At 70.8% G+C, this 21,766-nt stretch carries 15 protein-coding genes; 2 read left to right on the plus strand and 13 right to left on the minus strand.

Going from position 1 to position 21,766, the window contains the following annotated elements; translation table 11 throughout:
* Window positions 1-305: 305 nt before the first annotated feature.
* From ACIF6L_RS35545 to eccD, 9 genes are all read right to left on the minus strand, one after another.
* Window positions 306-1,991, minus strand: coding sequence for a ribonuclease J (locus ACIF6L_RS35545; RefSeq protein ID WP_329487690.1), 1,686 nt, complete (start codon window positions 1,989-1,991; stop codon window positions 306-308).
* Window positions 1,992-2,161: 170 nt separating this feature from the next.
* The gene (dapA, locus tag ACIF6L_RS35550; RefSeq protein ID WP_396491715.1) at window positions 2,162-3,061 is read right to left on the minus strand and encodes a 4-hydroxy-tetrahydrodipicolinate synthase; all 900 of its coding nucleotides are present in this window, start codon (window positions 3,059-3,061) and stop codon (window positions 2,162-2,164) included.
* A 215-nt stretch (window positions 3,062-3,276) separates the two neighbouring features.
* Complete coding sequence (gene thyX, locus ACIF6L_RS35555) at window positions 3,277-4,008, minus strand: FAD-dependent thymidylate synthase (protein ID WP_329487692.1); 732 nt, start codon at window positions 4,006-4,008, stop codon at window positions 3,277-3,279.
* Window positions 4,005-4,466 carry a hypothetical protein gene (locus ACIF6L_RS35560; protein ID WP_329487693.1) on the minus strand — a complete coding sequence of 154 codons (462 nt, stop codon included), beginning with the start codon at window positions 4,464-4,466 and terminating at the stop codon, window positions 4,005-4,007. The genes thyX and ACIF6L_RS35560 overlap by 4 nt, the downstream gene beginning before the upstream one ends.
* Before the next feature lie 7 nt (window positions 4,467-4,473).
* On the minus strand, window positions 4,474-5,229 hold the full coding sequence (gene dapB, locus ACIF6L_RS35565; RefSeq protein ID WP_329487694.1) for a 4-hydroxy-tetrahydrodipicolinate reductase: 756 nt from the start codon (window positions 5,227-5,229) through the stop codon (window positions 4,474-4,476).
* A gap of 14 nt (window positions 5,230-5,243) precedes the next feature.
* Window positions 5,244-6,620, minus strand: coding sequence for a M16 family metallopeptidase (locus ACIF6L_RS35570; RefSeq protein WP_396491716.1), 1,377 nt, complete (start codon window positions 6,618-6,620; stop codon window positions 5,244-5,246).
* A gap of 83 nt (window positions 6,621-6,703) precedes the next feature.
* The gene (locus tag ACIF6L_RS35575; protein ID WP_329487696.1) at window positions 6,704-8,911 is read right to left on the minus strand and encodes a polyribonucleotide nucleotidyltransferase; all 2,208 of its coding nucleotides are present in this window, start codon (window positions 8,909-8,911) and stop codon (window positions 6,704-6,706) included.
* A gap of 463 nt (window positions 8,912-9,374) precedes the next feature.
* Entirely contained in the window at window positions 9,375-9,665 is a 291-nt protein-coding gene (rpsO, locus tag ACIF6L_RS35580; protein ID WP_030397713.1) for a 30S ribosomal protein S15, read from the minus strand.
* A gap of 163 nt (window positions 9,666-9,828) precedes the next feature.
* Window positions 9,829-11,286, minus strand: coding sequence for a type VII secretion integral membrane protein EccD (gene eccD / locus ACIF6L_RS35585; RefSeq protein WP_396491717.1), 1,458 nt, complete (start codon window positions 11,284-11,286; stop codon window positions 9,829-9,831).
* A gap of 513 nt (window positions 11,287-11,799) precedes the next feature.
* Between eccD and eccCa the strand changes: the two genes are divergently transcribed.
* Window positions 11,800-15,747 (plus strand): type VII secretion protein EccCa, encoded by a 3,948-nt coding sequence (gene eccCa / locus ACIF6L_RS35590; RefSeq protein ID WP_396491718.1) that lies wholly within the window; start codon window positions 11,800-11,802, stop codon window positions 15,745-15,747.
* Between the two features lie 481 nt (window positions 15,748-16,228).
* The gene (locus ACIF6L_RS35595; RefSeq protein ID WP_352297655.1) at window positions 16,229-17,638 is read left to right on the plus strand and encodes an APC family permease; all 1,410 of its coding nucleotides are present in this window, start codon (window positions 16,229-16,231) and stop codon (window positions 17,636-17,638) included.
* Between the two features lie 175 nt (window positions 17,639-17,813).
* Here the strand turns inward: ACIF6L_RS35595 and mycP are convergent, their stop codons facing one another.
* From mycP to eccB, 4 genes are all read right to left on the minus strand, one after another.
* Window positions 17,814-19,040: a type VII secretion-associated serine protease mycosin gene (mycP, locus tag ACIF6L_RS35600; protein ID WP_359808463.1), complete on the minus strand. Its 1,227-nt coding sequence runs from the start codon at window positions 19,038-19,040 to the stop codon at window positions 17,814-17,816.
* A 112-nt stretch (window positions 19,041-19,152) separates the two neighbouring features.
* On the minus strand, window positions 19,153-19,443 hold the full coding sequence (locus ACIF6L_RS35605) for a WXG100 family type VII secretion target (protein ID WP_329487701.1): 291 nt from the start codon (window positions 19,441-19,443) through the stop codon (window positions 19,153-19,155).
* A gap of 73 nt (window positions 19,444-19,516) precedes the next feature.
* Window positions 19,517-19,816 (minus strand): WXG100 family type VII secretion target, encoded by a 300-nt coding sequence (locus tag ACIF6L_RS35610; RefSeq protein ID WP_329487702.1) that lies wholly within the window; start codon window positions 19,814-19,816, stop codon window positions 19,517-19,519.
* Between the two features lie 181 nt (window positions 19,817-19,997).
* Window positions 19,998-21,686 carry a type VII secretion protein EccB gene (gene eccB, locus ACIF6L_RS35615; RefSeq protein ID WP_396491719.1) on the minus strand — a complete coding sequence of 563 codons (1,689 nt, stop codon included), beginning with the start codon at window positions 21,684-21,686 and terminating at the stop codon, window positions 19,998-20,000.
* Window positions 21,687-21,766 lie beyond the last annotated feature (80 nt).

Below are 21,766 nucleotides of genomic sequence, written 5' to 3' on the forward strand. Positions count from 1 at the left end.
TGGCACGCTGTTGAGTTCTCAAGGAACGGACACTTCCTTCGGACCGCCTTCCAGCGGGCCCTCCGGGCGCTTCGTTCTTTCGTGTTTCCAGCTTATCAGATGTTTTCCGCTCCGTTTTCCGGAGTTTCATTTACCTGATCGGCTTTCGCCTTTCGGCGCTCCCGAACTCTAGCAGAGTTTTTCGGGCCGTTTTCCGCCTGTTGTTCTCGAATTTCGTTCGAGAACTTCCGGCAGGCCGTCCCGTGGGGCAACCCGGAGAACACTACGCACCGGGTCGCCCCACGTCAAACTGGCCGTGGGGAGGCTCAGACCTCGACGACGACCGGCAGGATCATCGGCCGGCGGCGGTAGTTGTCCGCCACCCACTTGCCCATGGTCCGGCGCACGAGCTGCTGGACCTGGCGGATCTCCAGGACACCGTCGCCCGCCGAGCGGTCCAGTGCCTCCTGGAGCTTGGCCGTCACCGGGGCGAACGCCTTGTCGTCGATGCCGGAACCGCGGGCCTGGATGGTCGGACCGCCCACGATCTTCCCGTTGGTGGAGTCGACCACCACGAAGACCGAGATGAAGCCCTCCTCGCCGAGGATCCGGCGGTCCTTCAGGGATGCCTCGGTGATGTCGCCGACGGACGAACCGTCGACGTAGACGTAGCCGGCCTGCACCTTGCCCACGATGCGGGCGACGCCGTTCTCCAGGTCGACGCAGACGCCGTCCTCGGCGATGACCGTGCGGTGCTTCGGGATGCCCGTCGCGATGCCCAGGTCGGCGGCGGCGCGCAGGTGGCGCCATTCGCCGTGCACCGGCATCAGGTTGCGCGGCTTGCAGATGTTGAAGAAGTACAGCAGCTCGCCGGCCGAGGCGTGGCCCGAGACGTGCACCTTGGCGTTGCCCTTGTGCACGACCTTGGCGCCCCAGCGGGTCAGGCCGTTGATCACCCGGTACACGGCGTTCTCGTTGCCGGGGATCAGCGACGAGGCCAGGATGACGGTGTCGCCCTCGACGATGCGGATCTGGTGGTCGCGGTTGGCCATCCGGGACAGCGCCGCCATCGGCTCGCCCTGCGAACCGGTGCAGATCAGCACGACCTCCTTGTCCGGGAGGTCGTCCAGCTGCTTGACGTCGACGACCAGGTTGCCGGGGACCTTCAGGTAGCCGAGGTCGCGGGCGATGCCCATGTTGCGGACCATCGAGCGGCCGACGAAGGCGACCTTGCGCTTGTACTCGTGCGCGGCGTCCAGCACCTGCTGGATGCGGTGCACGTGGCTGGCGAAGGAGGCGACGATGATGCGCTTGTCGGCGTTGGCGAAGACGTTCCGCAGCGCGGCCGAGATGTCCCGCTCGTGCGGGATGAAGCCGGGGACCTCGGCGTTGGTGGAGTCCACCAGCAGCAGGTCCATGCCCTCCTCGGCCAGCTTGGCGAAAGCCGGGAGGTCGGTGAGGCGGCCGTCGAGCGGCAGCTGGTCCATCTTGAAGTCACCGGTGGCGACCACCATGCCGGCGGGCGTGCGCACGGCGACGGCCAGCGCGTCCGGGATGGAGTGGTTGACCGCGATGAACTGGCAGTCGAAGGGGCCGATCCGCTCGCGGTCGCCCTCCTTCACCTCCAGCACGTACGGGTGGATGCGGTGCTCGGCGAGCTTGGCCTCGATCAGCGCCAGGGTGAGCTTCGAACCGATCAGCGGGATGTCCGGGTTCTCCCGGAGCAGGAACGGGACGGCACCGATGTGGTCCTCGTGCCCGTGGGTCAGCACGATGCCGTCGATCTTGTCGAGCCGGCCCCGGATGTAGCTGAAGTCCGGGAGGATCAGGTCGACGCCGGGCTGCTCGTCCTCGGGGAAGAGGACGCCGCAGTCGACGATGAGAATGCGGTCCCCGAATTCGAGGACCGTCATGTTGCGGCCGATCTCGCCGAGACCGCCGAGCGGAGTGATGCGCAGGGCGCCCTCCTTGAGGGCCGGGGGCGCGCCGAGTTCGGGATGCGGGTGGCTCAAAAGACTCTCCTCACGACGCACGCCATACGCCTGGGGTCCTCCCCGAGAGACATATGGCGTGCGTACTCAGTGTCGGTTTCCTACTGGGTAAGTACTCTCACGCCTTCGTTCCGGTCCAGCGGCGGCCCTCCTGGGAGGTCCGGCGAGCCGGGGCGCGCACGTCTTGTCTGTTACAGGTGTACCCCGCCGGCGGCGAGATCCTTCTTCAATTGCGCGATCTCCTCGGAAGTCGCGCCGACCAGCGGCAGCCGGAGCGGGCCGGCGGGCCGGCCCTGCAGCTCCAGGGCCGCCTTGGCGAGGATGACACCCTGCGTGCGGAACATACCGCTGAAGACCGGCAGCAGGCTCTGGTGGATCGCCGTGGCCTTGGCCACATCCCCGCCCAGGTAGGCGTCGACCATGCTGCGCAGCTCCGCGGCGACCACGTGCCCGACCACGCTGACCAGACCGACGGCGCCGACCGAGAGCAGCGGCAGGTTGAGAATGTCGTCGCCGGAGTACCACGCCAGGTCGGAGCGGGCGATGGCCCAGGCGGCGGCGCCGAGGTCGCCCTTGGCGTCCTTGTTGGCGACGATCCGCGGGTGCTCGCCGAGCCGGACCAGCGTCTCGTGGCTCAGCGCGACACCGCTGCGGCCGGGAATGTCGTAGAGCATGACCGGCAGGCCGGTGGCGTCCGCGATGTGCGTGGTGTGCCGGTACAGGCCCTCCTGCGGGGGCTTGCTGTAGTACGGCGTGACGACCAGCAGGCCGTGGGCCCCGGCCGCCTCGGCCTGGCGGGCGAGGTCGGCGCTGTGGTGCGTGTCGTTGGTGCCGACACCGGCCACCACGTGGGCGCGGTCCCCCACCGCTTCCACGACGGCGCGGACCAGCCGGGCCTTCTCGGCGTCGCTGGTGGTCGGGGACTCACCGGTGGTGCCGTTGAGGACGAGGCCGTCGTTGCCTGCGTCGACGAGGTGTGCGGCGAGGCGCTGGGCGCCGTCGAGGTCGAGCCCGCCGTCAGCGGTGAACGGGGTCACCATCGCGGTCAGGACCCGGCCGAACGGCGTCTGGGGGGTGGAGGTCGGAGCCATGCGTCCAAAACTACTCGTAGGCGGTGGGGCGGTACCCAGGCCGGTCCAGGGTTCGGACAGGTGTGGCGCGCGGAGCGGCACAAAGATGGGATTCCGGTGCTGCATGCTCGGGGGTTCACGCAGCACCGGAATCCGTGTCACGAGCGTAGGGAGCGGCTAGAAAAGCCGCAATCCAGACATGCCAGGCAAGCCGCCCATATGCCTGTCACCCCAGGTCAGGGGGCGACCCGGCCGTGCTTCTCGAAGGCCGCATGGGTGAGCGGCATGAGCCGGGCCCACTGCTCCTCCATCTGCTCGGCGACCATCTCGATCTCGCGCTGCGGGAACGACGGCACCGCGGCGTTCTCCTTCTTGGTCCGCAGCGACAGGAAGTGCATCAGCGAGCGGGCGTTGCAGGTCGCGTACATCGAGGAGAACAGGCCGACCGGCAGCACGGCCCTGGCCACCTCGCGGGCGACACCGGCCGCCAGCATCTCCTGGTACGCCCGGTAGGCCCCCTGGTAGGCGGCCTCCATCTGCTCGGCGACCACGTCGAACTGCTTCGGCGTGCCCTCGACGAACTCGTAGCGCCCCGGGCGGCCCTGCTGGACGAGCTTGCGCTCCTCACCGGGCACGTAGAACACCGGCTGCAGCTCGCGGTAGCGGCCGGACTCCTCGTTGTACGACCAGCCGCTGCGGTGGCGGTGGAACTCCCGGAAGACGAAGATCGGCGCACTGATGAAGAAGGTCATCGAGTTGTGCTCGAACGGCGTACCGTGCCGGTCCCGCATCAGGTAGTTGATCAGACCGGTGGACTTCTCCGGGTCCTGCTGCAACGCCTCCAGGGACTGCTCCCCGGCCGTCGAGACCCGGGCCGCCCAGATGACGTCCGAGTCGGCGGCGGAGCTGCGGACCAGCTCCACGGTGACATCGCTGCGGAACCTGGGGGCGGTGGGTTCGTCGGTCACGCGGTACTCCTTGCGGGTTCGTTGGTGCGGTGCAGCCGGATCGCGTGCTGCATGGTCTTACGGGCGCGCGGGGTGTCGCCGGCGTCGGCGTACGCCACCGCGAGGCGGAAGAAGACCCGCCAGTCGCCGGGCGAGGCCTCCGCCTCGGCCTTGCGGCGGGCGAACACCGCGTCGGCCGAGTCCCGGTCGATCCGGCCGCCGGCGGTGCGCTTCAGCTCGTCCACCGGCAGGCCGCCCTCGGCCTCCAGCTCGCGGGCGAGCCGCTCGCTGGCCCGGCCGAAGCGGACGGTCTGGCGCAGGAACCAGACCCCGATCGGCGGGACGACGAAGGCGCACAGGCCCAGGCCGATGCCGAGCGGCTTGCCGGTGGCGATCAGCTGGACGCCCTCGCCGACGCAGACCAGGGCCACCAGCAGCAGCACGCCGGAGAGGACGAAGAAACCGGTACGGGAGGTCACCGGTCGCTCACAGGTCCAGGAAGTTCTCAAGGCCCACGGTGAGACCGTGGTTCTCGACGACCTTGCGCACCCCGAGCAGGATGCCCGGCATGAAGCTGCTGTGGTGCAGCGAGTCGTGCCGGATGGTGAGGGTCTCGCCGGTGTCGCCGAACATCACCTGCTGGTGCGCCAGCAGGCCGCGCAGCCGGACGGCGTGCACCGGGATCCCGTCCACGTCCGCGCCGCGGGCACCGGGCAGGCTGTGCGTGGTCGGGTCCTGCTGCGGCGGGCGGCCGGCCTCGGCGCGGGCCGCGGCGATCAGCTGCGCGGTCCGGGTGGCCGTACCGCTCGGCGCGTCGGCCTTGCGGTCGTGGTGCAGCTCGACGACCTCGACCGACTCGAAGTACCTGGCGGCGGTCTGGGCGAACTTCATGCCCAGCACCGCGCCCAGCGAGAAGTTCGGCGCGACCAGCACACCGAGCGGCCGCGGCTCGCCGCCCGGCATCAGCCAGCCCTCCAGCTCGCCCAGCCGCGCGTCGTCCCAGCCCGTGGTCCCGGTGACGACGTGGATGCCGTGGTGGACGCAGTAGTCGAGGTTGGCCATCACCGAGTCGGGGTGGGTCAGCTCGACGGCGACCTGGGCCCCGGCCCGGGTCAGCTCGTCGAGGTCCGATCCCCGGCCCAGGGCGGCGACCAGCTCCAGGTCGGGGGCGGCCTCGACGGCCTTGACCGCCTCGGAGCCGATCCGGCCCTTGGCGCCGATCACGGCGACACGCAGCGTCATGGTGAGAAGTCCCTTCAGACCAGCAGGTCGGCGAGCCGGGCGGCCCGCTTGTCGTTGATCGGACCGATCAGCGCCAGCGAGGGCCGGTGCGCGCCCAGCACGTCACGGGCCACCGCGTGGACGTCGTCCAGGGTCACGGCCGCGATCCTCGCCAGCATGTCGTCCACCGAGAGGTGGTGGCCGTAGCTCAGCTCGGCCTTGCCGATCCGGTTCATCAGGGAGCCGGTGTCCTCCATGCCGAGCACGGTGGAGCCGGAGATCTGGCCGATCGCCCGGCGCAGCTCTTCCTCGGTGATGCCGTCGGCGACCACCTTGGCGAGCTCCTCGCGGCAGATCCGCAGCACCTCCTCGACGCGCTTGGGCTGGCAGCCGGCGTAGATGCCGAACAGGCCGCTGTCCGCGTAGGAGGACGAGTACGAGTACACCGAGTACGCCAGGCCGCGCTTCTCCCGGACCTCCTGGAACAGCCGCGAGCTCATCCCGCCGCCGAGTGCCGCGTTCAGCACGCCCATCGCCCAGCGGCGCTCGTCGTGGCGCGGCACCCCGGGCACGCCGAGCACCAGGTGGGCCTGCTCGGTGGAGCGGTTGAGCACCTCGACCTTGCCGGCGGTGCGCACGGCCTTGACGCCGCGGCGGGCCTCGGCGGGCTCGGCCCCGGAGCGCGCCAGCAGCGCCGCGAAGGCCTTCTCGACCTGGCGGACCACCTTGCGGTGGTCGAGATTGCCGGCCGCGGCGACGACCAGGTGCTCGGGCTTGTAGCGGCGGTGGAAGAACCCGGCGATCTGGTCGCGGGTGAGCCCGTTGACCGTCTCCTGGGTGCCGAGGATCGGGCGGCCGAGCGGGCCGCTGCCGAAGATCACCTTGGCGAAGAGGTCGTGCACCACGTCACCCGGGTCGTCCTCCGCCATCGCCATCTCCTCCAGGATGACGCCGCGCTCGGCCTCGACGTCCTCCGGGCGGATCAGCGAGCCGGTGAGCATGTCGCACACCACGTCGATGGCGAGCGGCAGGTCGGTGTCGAGCACCCTGGCGTAGTAGCAGGTGTTCTCCTTGGCGGTGAAGGCGTTCATCTCACCGCCGACCGCGTCCAGGGCGGCCGAGATGTCCAGCGCGCTGCGCCGCTCGGTGCCCTTGAAGAGCAGGTGCTCCAGGTAGTGCGTGGCTCCGTTGAGCTGGGGGGTCTCGTCCCGCGAACCGACTCCGACCCAGATGCCGAAGGTCGCGGAGCGCACCGTCGGCAGGGTCTCGGTGACGACCCGCAGGCCGCCGGGGAGGACGGTGCGGCGCACCGTGCCGGCGCCGTCCACGCCCTTGAGCAGGGTCCGGGTGGTGCCGGGGCGCTGCTTCGCCGCCGAGGCCTGGGCCACGGGGTGTACCTCCGTAGAAAGCATGTGCAACAACAGGGTGCGGCCCGCACGCCGACGGGGCGTGCGGGCCGCGGCCGCTTCTATCGAACCGGGGGGCTAGCGGCGCTTCACTCGGAAGCGGCCTCGCCACCCTCTTCGCCCTCGACGACCGGGATCAGCGAGAGCTTGCCGCGCGGGTCGATCTCGGCGATCTCGACCTGGACCTTGGCGCCGACGGCGAGCACGTCCTCGACGTTCTCCACGCGCTTGCCACCGGCCAGCTTGCGGATCTGCGAGATGTGCAGCAGGCCGTCCTTGCCCGGCATGAGCGAAACGAACGCGCCGAACGTCGTGGTCTTCACCACGGTGCCCAGGTAGCGCTCCCCGACCTCCGGCATGGTCGGGTTGGCGATCTGGTTGATCGTCGTACGGGCAGCCTCCGCCGAGGGACCGTCGACCGCACCGATGTAGATGGTGCCGTCGTCCTCGATGGTGATGTCCGCGCCGGTGTCCTCCTGGATCTGGTTGATCATCTTGCCCTTGGGGCCGATGACCTCACCGATCTTGTCCACCGGGATCTTGATGGTGATGATGCGCGGCGCGTTCGGCGACATCTCGTCGGGCGCGTCGATGGCCTCGTTCATCACGTCGAGGATGTGCAGGCGGGCGTCCTTGGCCTGCTTCAGCGCGGCGGCCAGCACGGAGGCCGGGATGCCGTTCAGCTTGGTGTCCAGCTGCAGCGCGGTGATGAAGTTGCGGGTACCGGCGACCTTGAAGTCCATGTCGCCGTACGCGTCCTCGGCGCCCAGGATGTCGGTCAGCGCGACGTAGTGCGTCTCGCCGTCGATCTCCTGCGAGATGAGGCCCATGGCGATACCGGCGACGGCGGCCTTCAGCGGCACACCGGCGTTCAGCAGCGACATGGTGGAGGCGCAGACCGAGCCCATCGAGGTGGAGCCGTTGGAGCTCAGCGCCTCGGAGACCTGGCGGATCGCGTAGGGGAACTCCTCGCGGGTCGGCAGCACGGGCAGGATCGCCCGCTCCGCCAGCGCGCCGTGGCCGATCTCGCGGCGCTTGGGCGAGCCCACGCGGCCGGTCTCGCCGACCGAGTACGGCGGGAAGTTGTAGTTGTGCATGTAGCGGCGACGCGTCTCCGGGGAGAGCGTGTCCAGCTGCTGCTCCATGCGCAGCATGTTCAGCGTGGTGACACCCAGGATCTGGGTCTCGCCGCGCTCGAACAGGGCCGAGCCGTGGACGCGCGGGATGGCCTCGACCTCGGCGGCCAGGGTGCGGATGTCGGTGACACCGCGGCCGTCGATGCGGACCTTGTCCTTGATGACGCGCTCGCGCACGACCTTCTTGGTCAGCGCGTTGTACGCGGCGCTGATCTCCTTCTCGCGACCCTCGAACTCCGGCAGGAGCTTCTCGGCGGCGATCGCCTTGACGCGGTCCAGCTCGTTGTTGCGCTCCTGCTTGCCCGGGATGGTGAGTGCCTGGGCCAGCTCGTCCTTGACCGCGGCGGTCAGGGCGGCGAGCACGTCGTCCTGGTAGTCCAGGAAGACCGGGAACTCGCCGGTGGGCTTGGCGGCCTGGGCGGCCAGCTGGGACTGCGCGGCGCAGAGCACCTTGATGAACGGCTTCGCGGCGTCCAGACCGGCGGCGACGACGTCCTCGGTCGGCGCCTCGGCGCCGCCCTCGACCAGCTTGATGGTCTTGTCGGTGGCCTCGGCCTCGACCATCATGATCGCGACGTCACCGTCGGGCAGGACGCGGCCGGCGACGACCATGTCGAAGACGGCCGACTCCAGCTCGGAGTGGGTCGGGAAGGCCACCCACTGGCCCTTGATCAGCGCGACGCGGACGCCGCCGATCGGGCCGGAGAACGGCAGGCCCGCCAGCTGGGTGGACGCGGAGGCGGCGTTGATGGCCACCACGTCGTACAGGTGGTCGGGGTTGAGCGCCATCACGGTGACGACGACCTGGATCTCGTTGCGCAGGCCCTTGACGAAGGACGGGCGCAGCGGGCGGTCGATCAGGCGGCAGGTGAGGATCGCGTCCTCGGAGGGCCGGCCCTCGCGACGGAAGAACGAGCCGGGGATGCGCCCGGCGGCGTACATCCGCTCCTCGACGTCCACGGTCAGCGGGAAGAAGTCGAAGTGCTCCTTCGGCTGCTTGGAGGCGCTGGTGGCCGACAGCACCATGGTGTCGTCGTCCAGGTAGGCCACGGCGGAGCCGGCGGCCTGACGGGCCAGGCGGCCCGTCTCGAAGCGGATGGTACGGGTGCCGAAGGAACCGTTGTCGATCACGGCTTCGGCGTAGAACACGTTCTCTTCCACCTGGAAGATCTCCTCTTTCGTACGTCTCCGGGAGAGCGCCCCCGCGCATCGCTGCCGGTGGCCCGGGGCCCTCGTGCGCTCTTGCGCAGAGGAAGGCAGTCGGGCCGGTCTTCGATCGAAGCCTCCGGTGGGCCCCGCTCGGTCTGCGGGGCTTCCGGCGGCCACTACCGAGGACCGGCGCCTCTCGGCTGCCAGGCCGGGGCGGGCGGTCCGCGTCTGGACGCTCTCTCGGATGCGGGCGGCTTCCGTTTGAAGCCTTCGTCCCGCGGGGGGTCGGGGTCTTTCGCCCGGGTGGCGCGGTGTCGCGCCATCACCCGGCATGCCCACAACCCTACGGTGCAATCCTCGGCCACCAGGGGAGGTGCGCGCGAGTTGTTATACGGTGCCGGGTCGCGGGTCGGCGACCGCGGCATACGCGCGAGGGGCGGCTCCCCGGTGTGGGGAGCCGCCCCGAGCGGCGGTCTTAGCGGGCGCCACCGGCGGCACCGCGGCGGATGCCCAGACGGTCGACGAGCGTACGGAAGCGCTCGATGTCCTTCTTGGCCAGGTACTGCAGCAGGCGGCGGCGCTGGCCGACCAGGATCAGCAGGCCACGACGCGAGTGGTGGTCGTGCTTGTGGGCCTTGAGGTGCTCGGTCAGGTCCGAGATGCGGCGCGAGAGCATGGCGACCTGGACCTCGGGGGAGCCGGTGTCGCCCTCCTTCTGGCCGAACTCGGCGAAGATCTGCTTCTTGACGTCAGAGGCGAGAGCCACTGCAACTCCTTTGAGGTGGTACCGAGCGGGCCTGGTCTACGGCACAGGACTCTGCGAGAACTCGGTGTCGTGACTGAGTGCGGCCGGCGGTCGGCGACCCGCGAGGGGCGGACACCCTGCTGCACTCGAAGGGCAAGCGTACCAGTGTGCCCGGTGCGACCGGTCAGCCGGTGGCGCCGCGGACCAGGCCGTAGACCTCCAGCACGCCCAGCGCCAGCGGGACGAGGGCGATCAGGGTGAGGCTGTCGACCAGGTCCAGGATGCGCCCCCAGAACGGCGAGACGCCGAGCCGGGGCACCACCAGGGCGATCGCGGTGAGCACCGCGGCGCCGAAGGCGATCGAGGTGGCCAGCCAGATGGTGCGCAGGTCCACGTCGGTGGAGCTGGCGGCCTTCAGGATGAACAGCGGGGTGTGCAGCGAGAGGCCGACGATCAGCAGCGACAGGCCGAACAGGCCGGCGATGGTGAGGCTGAAGACCTGCGCGGTGTAGCGGAACAGCCGGGCGCGCAGCATGGTGGCGATGCCGAGGGTGAGGGCGAGCAGCTCCGGGAAGAGCTCGTCGGTGAAGCCGAGGACGGCGCAGGCGCCGACGATCACCGCGGCGCAGCCGCCGACCAGGCCGACCAGCACCTCGTGGCCGCGGCGGGCCTGGTGGGCGATGCGCTCGTACTGGACGGCCTCGGCGCGGCCGGCCTCCTCGTCGTAGTCCCGGCTGCGGGTCCGGGTCTGGCCGGGGGCGCTGAAGCCGACGGGCAGCCGGGCGAACCGGGCGGAGAGGCCGGGCAGGAAGCCGATCACGGCGACGGCGGCGACGCCGGTGACCGCGGCGATGTGGTTGGCCGGGGTCGACGGCAGCAGGACGGCCGCGAAGGTGGCCAGCGCGCCGGCGGCGGACACGAAGGCGGCGGCCACGAACAGGGAGTCCTTCTCCGGTAGCAGGCCGACCAGCAGGACGGCCACCACCAGGACGGCGACGCAGCCGGTGAGGAACTGGAGCCGGCCCGGGCCGTCCCACGGGTGGGCGACCGCGATGAGGCCGCTGCCGCCGATCAGGGCGTGCGGCAGCGCGCCGAGGCCGAGCGCGAGCGCGGCCCAGGCGTCCTGGTACACCCGGGCGCGGACGCCGGCCAGGGCGGTGAGCACGACGGCGATGACGCCGGACAGGACGCCGGGCAGGCCGTGCATGTCGTGGCGCAGGTCGGAGAACCAGAGCGCGAAGCCGAGCAGGGTGAGCAGCACGCCGGCGCCGATCAGGCCGAAGGCCCGCATCAACTCGGGGCTCCAGAACCGGCGGTCGGCCTCGACGGCGGTGGCGATGGCGTCGGCGACGTCGTCGTAGACGGCCGGCGGCAGCGACTCGGCGAACGGGCGCAGGCTGAGCAGGTCGCCGTCGCGGACCTGCTGCGCGGCGAGCGGCAGACCGCTGTCGAGCACGGTGCCGTCGCGGCGGACCAGGTGGAAGCCGGTCGGGGCGCCGTCGGGCTGGGTCTGCCCGGAGAGCCGCAGCACCTCGGGGTAGACGTCGGCGAGCGGGACGTCCTCGGGCAGGGCGACGTCGATCCGGCTGTCCGGGGCGACGACGGTGACGCGGCAGAAGCCGGTCGTGGCGGAGGTGCTCATGCCCCCACCTCGCGGACGCTCGACGCGTGCCGGGAACGGCGCGCTTCCCTGACGAGTGGCTCGTTCCGCTCGCTCACTGCGCACCCCTCGATCGCTCGACGCACTGGGCGCTCCCCCTTGTTGACGGTGCCGCTGTACCGGCGGCGGTTCCTGCTGGCTGCTGGCGCGGGCCGGTCGGGGCTGGAACTGACTCGATCCGGCCATGAGTTGGCGCGGCGTTACCCTACCCGTTCCGTTCCCGCCCACCGGCGCGCAGGGGCCGGTGGAACGGCGGCCGGCGGGGCCCCGGGCACCACGGGGCCGCCCTGGCTGATCCGCCGGAACGCGCCCCAGTAGGATCGGCCCCTGCGCAAGGCGACGGGGGCAGGGGCCGCGCTCCTCCCCGGGTGCCTGCGGTCGGCGGAGCGGGGGCGGCGTCACACGGGGCGCCCTCACCCGTACGTATCCAGTTTGCGTGAGGGCTGATGCCGAAGTGAACGATCAGACCGTTCGAAACCGCGGGGTGGGGTGCGTATGAGCGTGATCACGGTCAAGCGCCCCGCGCGGGCCTATCCCCCGGCGGTGCCGGACGAACCGGTGGAGTTGGTCACCCCACCCGAGCTGCCCCGGTCGGGCGGCGAGGACTGGATGATGAGCCTGCTGCCGATGCTCGGCATGGGCGGGTCGGCGGTGTTCTTCTTCTCGCCCGGCGCACAGGCCCCGATGAAGATCATGGGCGGCCTGATGGTCGTCTCGACCGTCGGCATGGCGCTGGCGCAGATCGTGCGGGCGCGCAAGGGCGGTTCCACCGCCACCGCCGACGAGCGGCGCGACTACCTGAAGTACCTGCAGCAGATGCGCCGCCAGGTCCGCCGCACGGCGGAGCGCCAGCGCGGCGCGCAGCTGTTCCTGAACCCGGAGCCGGACCAGCTCTGGTCGATCGTCGCGGACGGCCGCCGGCTCTGGGAACGCCGCACGGGGGACGCCGACTTCGCGCAGATCCGGGTCGGCCGGGGGCCGGTCCAGCTGTCGACCCCGCTGGTGGCGCCGCAGACCGCGCCGATGGAGGAGCTGGAACCGCTCGCCGCGGCCGCCATGCACACCTTCCTGAAGGCCCACGGCACGCTGCAGGACCTGCCCTTGGCGGTCTCGCTGCGCGCCTTCTACCACATCACGGTGTGCGGCGACCCGGACACCGTGTACGGCAACGTCCGGGCGATGATCGCCCAGTTGACGACGCTGCACTCGCCGGACGACCTGCTGGTGACGGTGGCCGCGGCGCCGGGCGCGGTGGAGGAGTGGGAGTGGACCAAGTGGCTCCCGCACAACCAGCACCGCAAGGACAGCGACGGCGCGGGTTCGCGCCGGCTGATCGCCACCGGCCTCGGTGAGCTGGAGTACCTGCTCCAGGACGAACTGGCGGGGCGCCAGCGCTTCGTGCGCGACGCGGCGCCGTCCTCGGACCAGCCGCACATCATCGTCGTGATGGACGGCGCGTCCGTCCCGCACGACTCGCTGCTGGCCGGCGCCGAGGGCGTGCACGGGGTGACCATCGTCGAGGTGGTCCCGGGCGACCTGGACGAGCCGACCGGCCACCTGATCGTGACGGTGACCCCGGACGAGCTGGTGCTGCGTTCGGCCTCCGGCGCGACGTACTCCGGCACCCCGGACACGCTCTCCACCTGGCAGTCCGAGGCCCTGGCCCGGCAGCTGGCGCCGTACCGGATCTCGGCCGGCGGCGACGACGAACCGCTGCTGTCCAACCTGGACTTCACCGAGCTGATGAACTCGGGCGACCCGGGCTCGTTCGACGTGACGCGCAGCTGGCGGACGCGGGCGCAGCACGAGAAGCTGCGGGTGCCGATCGGCGTCGGGGCCGGCGGCGAGCACGTCTACCTGGACATCAAGGAGGCGGCGCTCGAAGGCATGGGCCCGCACGGCCTCTGCGTCGGCGCGACCGGCTCCGGCAAGTCGGAGCTGCTGCGCACCCTGGTGCTGGGCCTGGCGATGACGCACTCCTCGGAGACGCTGAACTTCGTCCTCGCGGACTTCAAGGGCGGCGCGACCTTCGCCGGGATGGCGGACATGCCGCACACCTCGGCGGTGATCACCAACCTGGAGGGCGAGCTCACCCTGGTCGACCGCATGCGCGACGCGATCGAGGGCGAGATGAACCGCCGGCAGGAGCTGCTGCGCTCGGCCGGCAACTACGCCAACCTCAACGAGTACGAGCGGGCGCGCGCGGCGGGTGCGGCGCTGGACCCGCTGCCCTCGCTGGTGCTGATCATCGACGAGTTCTCCGAGCTGCTCACCGCGAAGCCGGACTTCATCGACATGTTCATCCAGATCGGCCGGATCGGCCGTTCGCTGGGCGTGCACCTGCTGCTGGCCTCGCAGCGCCTGGAGGAGGGCAAGCTGCGCGGTCTGGACACCTACCTGTCGTACCGGATCGGTCTGCGCACCTTCTCGGCGGCCGAGTCGCGGGCGGCCATCGGCGTGCCGGACGCGTACCACCTGCCGCCGGTGCCGGGTGTCGGCTACCTGAAGTTCGGCACCGACGTGATGGACCGGTTCAAGGCCGCGTACGTCTCGGGGCCCTACCGGGCGCCGGGGCAGCAGCGGTCGACCGGCGGGCGGCTGGTGACGGCGCAGCCGGTGCTGTTCACCGCGGCCGAGGTGCCGGTGCTGGAGCCGCCGGTGCAGGAGGTGGAGCCGGAGGTCGTGGAGCAGGACGACGCGCTGGTCGACACCGTGCTGGACGTCTTCGTGCAGCGGATGGCGGGGCAGGGCCCGGCCGCGCACCAGGTGTGGCTGCCGCCGCTGGACGAGGCGCCGAGCGTCGACCAGTTGCTGCCGCCGCTGCAGGCGACCGCGGAGCGCGGTCTCACCTCGCCGGGCTTCGGCGCGCTGGGCCGGCTCAACGTGCCGGTCGGCATCGTGGACCGGCCGCGCGAGCAGCGCCGCGACGTGCTGCACCAGGACTACTCGGGTGCGGCCGGTCACGGTCTGATCGTGGGCGGCCCGCGGTCCGGCAAGTCGACGCTGGTGCGCACCACGGTGGCCGGGTTCGCGCTCACCCACACGCCGCTGGAGGCGCAGTTCTACCTGCTGGACTTCGGTGGCGGCGGCTTCCAGTCGCTGCAGGGCCTGCCGCACGTCGGCGGGGTGGCCGGTCGTCTGGACGCCGAGAAGGTGCGCCGGATGATCAGCGAGGTGCACGGGGTGCTGAACCGGCGCGAGGAGCTGTTCCGGGCGACCGGGATCGACTCGATCGCGACCTACCGGTCCCGGCGGGCCAGCGGTCAGCTGCCGGACGAGCAGTTCGGCGACGTCTTCCTGATGATCGACGGCTGGAACACCTTCAAGCAGGAGTTCGAGATGCTGGAGCCGGTGATCGGGGACATCGCCCAGCGCGGTCTCGGGTACGGCGTCCACCTGATCATCACGGCGGCCCGCTACGCGGAGGTCCGCCCTGCGCTGAAGGACCTGCTGCAGAACCGGACCGAGCTCAAGCTCGGTGACGCGATGGAGTCCGAGGTGGACCGCCGGGTGGCGCAGAACATCCCGGCCCTGCCGGGGCGCGGCGTCACCTCCGGCAAGCTGCACTTCCTCTCCGGCCTGCCCCGGCTGGACGGCTCGTCCTCGGTGGACGACCTCCAGGACGGGGTGACCGCGCTGGTCGCCGCCGTGGACGCGGCCTGGACGGGCCCGCGCGCGCCGCAGGTCCGGATGCTGCCGGCGGTGCTGGACGGCCACTCGCTGCCGAAGGGCTTCGAGTACCCGGAGCGCGGGGTCGCCTTCGGCGTGGACGAGGTCGAGCTGGCGCCGGCGTTCGTCAACTTCGAGACGGACCCGCTGTTCATCGTCTTCGGCGACACCGAGTCCGGTAAGTCGGCGACGCTGCGGATGCTGATCAAGCAGATCACCGAGCGGTACACCCCGGACCAGGCCGGCATCGTGGTCGGCGACTACCGGCGCGCGCTGCTCGGCGCGGTGCCGCAGGAGTACCTGGTCGAGTACGCGGCCGCGCAGCCGGCCATGACCAGCATCGTGGAGATGCTGCGCGGGGCCTGCTCGCGCCGGCTCCCCGGTCCGGACGTGACCGCCGACCAGCTGCGCAACCGCAGCTGGTACAGCGGCAAGGACATGTTCGTGATCGTGGACGACTACGAGCTGGTGGCGACCGGTTCGGGGAACCCGCTGGCGCCGCTGGCCGAGTTCCTGCCGTTCGCCCGGGACATCGGCCTGCGCATGATCATCGCGCGGAGCGCGGGCGGCGCCGGCCGTTCGCTCTACGAGCCGGTGATGCAGCGGATGCGGGAGCTGGGCGGCCAGGGCGTGATCCTCTCCGGCAACAAGGACGAGGGCGCGCTGCTGGGCACCGTCAAGCCGCAGCCGCTGCCGCCGGGCCGGGGCGTCTTCGTCTCGCGCCGGATCACCAGCGGGCAGATGGTGCAGACGGGCTGGTTGCCGTCGGCGTAGCGGGAGCGGCCGCCCCCGGTGGCGGTGACGGAAAGTGAGGGAAGGGGTCGGGTTCCGAGGAGCCCGGCCCCTTCCGCGTCCACGTGCTGAAACGTTATGGAGATCTTTCCGGCTCTGGGCTGCGGTTCCCGCACCCCGGGCGGGCGGTGACCGGCGCCGGGAAGCCGCCTGGGCGACCTTCTCCGAGCCGGTCATCAGCCTTGGAATGAGCGCGCGCAATGCTCCGTTCACCTTTGATTCAAGCGCGATGTGCCAGAGGTAACAAGTCGGACATGCGTGACAATCACCGTCGGTGATCATCGGATCGCATGTTTATGCCCACCTTCGCAACGGATTCCGAAGCATTTCCGGCATTGACGCAGTCAATACGGCCAAGGTTCCATGACGGCCCGGGAGCGAAGGACCAGAACCCCACAGCAGCAAGCCAGCGGAGGCGATACCGCTCCCTCTCCAGGACCGAACAGAGCCGATCGGAAGCCACATGACCGACACGCTTCGCCCGCCACACGCCGTAGCCCCCACTACGGCGGCCGAGGGCGCCGCCTCCCCCCAGACGCTCAAGCGCTCGATCGGCGTCGTGGGCGGGACCCTGCTCACGCTGTCCTGCGTCACCCCGGCCTCCACGCTCTTCGTGATCGTCCCGGAGCTGTTCTCCAGCATCGGCAGCGCCACCGCGCTGGCCATCGCGATCGGCTCGGTGCTCTGCATCGCGGTCGCCTTCTGCTACTCCGAACTCGGCACCCTGATCCCCAGCGCCGGCGGCGAGTACGCGATGGTCGGCACCCTGGCCGGGCGACTGGCCGGCTGGCTGGTCTTCGTGCTCTCGCTGATCGTGGTGCTGATCGTCCCCTCGGTGATCGCCCTCGGCACCGCCGACTACCTCGCCCCGGTGCTGCACGTCGACAAGCCGATCGCCGGCGCCGCGGTGATGCTCGCCGCCACCCTGGCCGGTCTGCTGGACCTGCGTGCCAACGCCTGGATCACCGGCGTCTTCCTGGTCCTGGAGGTCGTCGCCGCCGGTGTGGTGTCGGTGCTCGGCTTCGCCCACGCCAACGGCGACGCGCCCAGCCTGCTGCACGGGGTGGTCGCCGGCGACGGCGGCGCCACCACCACGGTGAGCATCGGCGCCATCGTCGGCGCGCTCGGCATCGCCCTCTTCATCACCCAGGGCTTCTCCACCGCGGTCTACCTCTCCGAGGAGCTGGAGGACCCCCGCCGCAACGTCTCGCGCACCGTGCTGTGGACCCTCGGCATCTCCGCCGCGGTCATCCTGATCCCGGTCACCGCGATCACCATGGGCGCCCCCGACCTGGCCACCCTGACCTCCGGCGACATCTCCGGCATGGTCACCGCGTGGAGCAACTCCGCCGTCGGCACCTTCATCAGCCTCTGCGTGGCGCTGGCGATCATCAACGCCGGCATCGTCATGGTCATCCAGAACTCCCGGGTGCTGTTCGCCTCGGCCCGCGACAAGGCCTGGCCCGAGCCGGTCAACAAGGCCTTCTCCACCCTGGGCCGGTTCGGCTCGCCGTGGGTGGCCACGCTGGCCGTCGGCCTGCCGGGCGCCGCGCTCTGCTTCGTCAAGGGCGAGCTGCTCAGCGAGATCACCGGCGTCGCCGTCACCGGGATGTACCTGCTGGTCGCCATCGCCGCGCTGCTGTCGCGCCGCGATCAGCACAAGCACGCCACCGCCTGGCGGATGCCGCTCTGGCCGGCCGTCCCGGTGGTCCTGATCGTCGTGCTGGTCTACATCATCACCCAGCTGGACACCGTGCCCCTGCTGTGGACCGGCGGCATCACCGCCGCCGCCACCCTCTACTGGCTCTTCTACCTGCGCCCCCGGCAGGAGACTCGCTGGGTGATCAGCCTGCCCGAGGACCAGCAGGCCTGACCCCGGCGGGGCCGCCCCCGACCCCCACCCCTCCCCCACACGGCGGTGCCGCGGACCACTCCCCCTCTGGTCCGCGGCACCGCCGTTCCGCACGCGCCGGCGCCACCCCGGGGTCGGCCGGTCGGACGCGGGCCGACCGGCCGGCGCAGGCTCGCGGCGGGGAGAAGGCTCCGGATCAGTCCGTGGGGCGCCGGCGGTGGTCGCGGAGCACCACGCCGCCGCCGATGAGCAGCGCGACGAGCAGGGCGCCGACGCCCAGGACGTAGGTCGCGGTGCGGCCGTCGCGGTCGGCCTGGGTCTCGCCGAGGCCGAGCGGCTGCGGCACGATCGGGGCGGCAGCCAGCTGGACGGGCTCGTCCGGCTTCGCCTTGTACGGCGGGTCCTCGGGTGCCTTGGTGACGGCCTTCACCGGGTCCACCACGCCCCAGCCGATGTACGCGTTCGCCTCGTGCCCGGTGCGCTGCGCGGTCTGCTCGATCCGGGCGCGCACCTGCGCCGGCTTCCACTTGGGGTGGGCGCCGAGCAGCAGCGCGGCCAGGCCGGCGACGTAGGGCGCGGCGAAGCTGGTGCCGTTGTCCACGCACTGGCCGCCCCGGGGGACGGTGGAGAGCATGTCGACCCCGGGCGCGACGACGTCCACGAAGTCGCCGTACTGGGAGAACGGGGCACGCTCGTTGTTGCGGTCGGAGGCTCCGACGGCGAGCACGGTCGGGAACGCGGCGGGGTAGGTGTCGCCCTCCTTGCCGTCGTTGCCGGAGGAGGCGACCACCACGATGTCCTTGGCCTCGGCGGCCTCGACGGCGGCCTTCAGCTCCGCGTAGCCGCCGAAGTCGGCGTTGCCGGCGCCGCGCACGTCCTGCGAGATGTTGATGACCTTGACGCCCCGCTGGATCGCGATGTAGATCGCCTCGACCAGGGTGTAGACGTCACCGTTGCCCTCGGCGTCGTTCTGCCGGATCGACAGGATGCCGGCGTCCGGGGCGATGCCGACGAAGCCGGTCTGGTCGTAGTGGCCGGCCGCGATGATGCCCGCGACCTTGGTGCCGTGGCCGACGAGGTCGTCCTTGCCGGTGCCCTCGACCTTCTTCTTGTCCTTGTCCTTCAACAGCGAGCCGCCGTCGACCACCCGGTTGGCCAGCTGGGGGTTCTGGTCGTTGACCCCGGTGTCGATGACCGCGACGGTCACCCCCGCACCGGTGACGGTGCCGCCCTGCCAGAGCTCGTCGAGCACCATGCGCTGCAACGACCACGGCACGGCCTGCACGTTCTGGGCGTCCTTGGCGCAGTCACCGGCGGCGGCGATGCCGGGCCCGTCCGCGTGGGCCGGGGCGGCCAGCGGACCGCCGAGCACCGCGAGCGCGGCCACCGTCGCGGCCACCTTCCGGTACCTGACTACGGACACCCTGCCACCCCTCTTGTCGTCCACCCGTGTTGCGCGCCAGGGGCGGGTGCCCGGACCGGGCACCCGCCCCTTCGGCGGAATCGATCGCCCCCACGACCGGGGGCGGGATCCGTCAGCCCCAGAGCTTGGCGTTGTTGTTCTCGGTGCTGTTGTAGCTCTCGGCCGCCTTGTCCAGCGAGCCGGCGATCTGGGACAGCACCTGCTGCAGGTGGCTGGCGCGGGAGTCCCACTTCGCCTGGTGGGCCTGGTAGCCCTGCTGAGCGGCACCCTCCCAGCTGGAGGCGATCTTGGTCACGCCCGCCTTCAGCTCCTCAAGCTGGGAGTTGATGCGGTTGGCGGTGGCGCGAACCTCGCTGCCGGCGTTCCGGACAGTTTCGAAGTTGACGAGAATGTGGTCGGACACGATGTCTCCTTGTCGAGGAACCGACGCGCTCCCTCACCAGGGGCCGCCGGTGAATGACCTGGCAGAGAGGGGATCAGATCTTGCCGGCGCCGAACGCCGCCTGCTGGTCCGCGTCGGTCGCCGAGTACTGCTTGGTCGTGATCTCGATCGCGCTCTTGATCGCCTTCAGCGACTTGTTGAGCTCGACCGCGTCCTCGTTGAACTGGCCCTGAAGGGTCTTGTAGGCCGTGGCCGCCTGACCCTGCCAACCGCCGGCGATCGAACCCACCAGGCTGTCGAGCTTGCGAATCTCGCCCTCGATCTGGCCGATGACCTCGTCCATGTGCTTGGCGAAAGCCAGCATCTCCTGAGCGGTCGTCTTGAACTGACCCATGCTCTACCGTCCCCCATGAGACAGACATTGTGTCCGGACCGCCGTTCCCGGCCGGTCCGCCGCATCACCGGTGTGATGTCCAGCAGCACTGTAGTCGGCACACGCAACTCGCCCAACACCGGGGAACCGCTAGTTACCAGACCATGACACTGGGGCCAATTCCGTTGCCGGAACGGGCCGGTCAGGCGTTCTGCTGCTGGGCCGCGGTCTTCGCGTTCAGCGCCGGACCGGACGGCACCAGGGCCGACCAGGCCAGCGGCACCGGCACCGGCTGCAGGCCCTGGTAGCCGAGCCGGGCCTGGTTGCCGCCGGCCTCGTCCTGCTGCTGACCCGGCTGCCCGGCGGCCGGGTCACCGGGCTGGACGGTCGGGGTCGCGGTGACGGTCGGGAGCGGCTTGCCCGGCTGGGCGGACGGCGCGGCCTGCGCCCCCTTGCCGCCGGTGGTGTTGGCGGGGACGGCGTAGCGCAGCCCGGTCTCGGTGATCAGGTAGTCGCTGCCGGAGCCGCCCGCACCGCCGTCCAGCGCGCGGTAGAAGAGGCCCTGACCGGGGGTCACATAGGCCGAACCGACGCCGCTGCTGTGCTTCGCCGGGAAGTCCGGGCCGGCCCAGACACTGCGCCGCGGCGTCTTGCCGTCCTCGGCCATCCCGTCGAACGTGCTGCAGATCACCGGCTTCGCGTCCTTCGCCGCCTGCCAGTTGTTGGCCGGCGCCCCCGTCCTGGTCGGCCAGTCGTCGGCGTCCTTCAGCGGGGTGCTGGAGTTGAAGGCGGCGTAGTCGGCCGGCATCAGCTCGTCGATCCGCGGCGTCCGGTCGGCGTCCTGGTTGTAGAGCCCCTGCCACGCGGGGTTCTGCCGGATCAGCTCGGCCTGGAGCTGGGTGACCACGAACAGCTGGTCCTTGCCCACCACGAAGTTCCGGTCGCCGTACCGGACCAGCCGGCCGATCTTGCGGTCCTCCGGCTTCTGCAGCGCCACCGAGGAGTTGGGGCCCTTGACGTCCGGGACCAGCCCGTCGATCTTGGGGAACTGGATCACCGAGCCGGTGACCAGGGTGTCCATCCACTCCCTCTTCACCGGCTGCGGCTTCGCGCTCGCCCCGAAGATCGCCGCCATCAGCTGCTTCTTGTCGCTCTCGGAGGTCTGCGTCCCCCCGATGGCGTGCTTGCGGCCCTGCGAGTCGATCAGGTAGAGGTTCAACTTGCTCTGGTCGATCGGCGGCTGGCCCGGGCCGGGCTGCGCGGCGACCTGCTGGTCGTCGATCTCCTTCACCAGCAGCGCCTGGTCGGTGTCCAGCACCCGATCCTTGGCGGCCAGCGTCTTGGCGTCGGCACCGCCCGCGAGGAACAGCGCCTGATTGGCCGTCTCCTGCTTGTCGTCCGGACCGGGACTGTCGCAGACCGACCACTTCATCGGCTTGCTCGCGTTCTCCTTGGTCGGCAGCCGGTCCGGCGCGTTCGGGATGCCGATGGTCGGGCCGTGGCTCGGGTACTTGTCGAGCACCTCGTCGGCGACCACCACCACCTTCGCGTCCACCGGCAGCACCAGCCGCGCCGAGGACATGTTCAGCACCTGGTGCAGCCGCTTGGTCTTGCCGTCCGGATCGGTCAGCACCACGTACCGGGTGGTGCTCTTCTTGCCCTGCACGATGTTCTTGCCGCTGTCCCAGCCCACCGGGGCGCTCGGCTTGAACACCCCCCAGACCCCGAACGCGCCGACCACCAGAGCGCCCACGATGACGCTCGGCAGGATCGCCTTCACCGGCCGCGGCGCGTCCTCGTCGCTGCCGCCCCCGTTGGGCAGCAGGAACGCGCCGACCGTTCGCTTCCGCGCGAAGGTGTAGGCGTTCAGCTCGTCCCGGCGTGATGCCATGCTCGTCGTCTCCCCTGTCTGACCGACATACCCCGTGGTCCGCACCCGCCGGGCGAGAGCGGCTTCGAACCCTCTACGAT

It is taken from the genome of Kitasatospora sp. NPDC086009 (assembly GCF_044540385.1).
Classification (GTDB): Bacteria; Actinomycetota; Actinomycetes; order Streptomycetales; family Streptomycetaceae; genus Kitasatospora.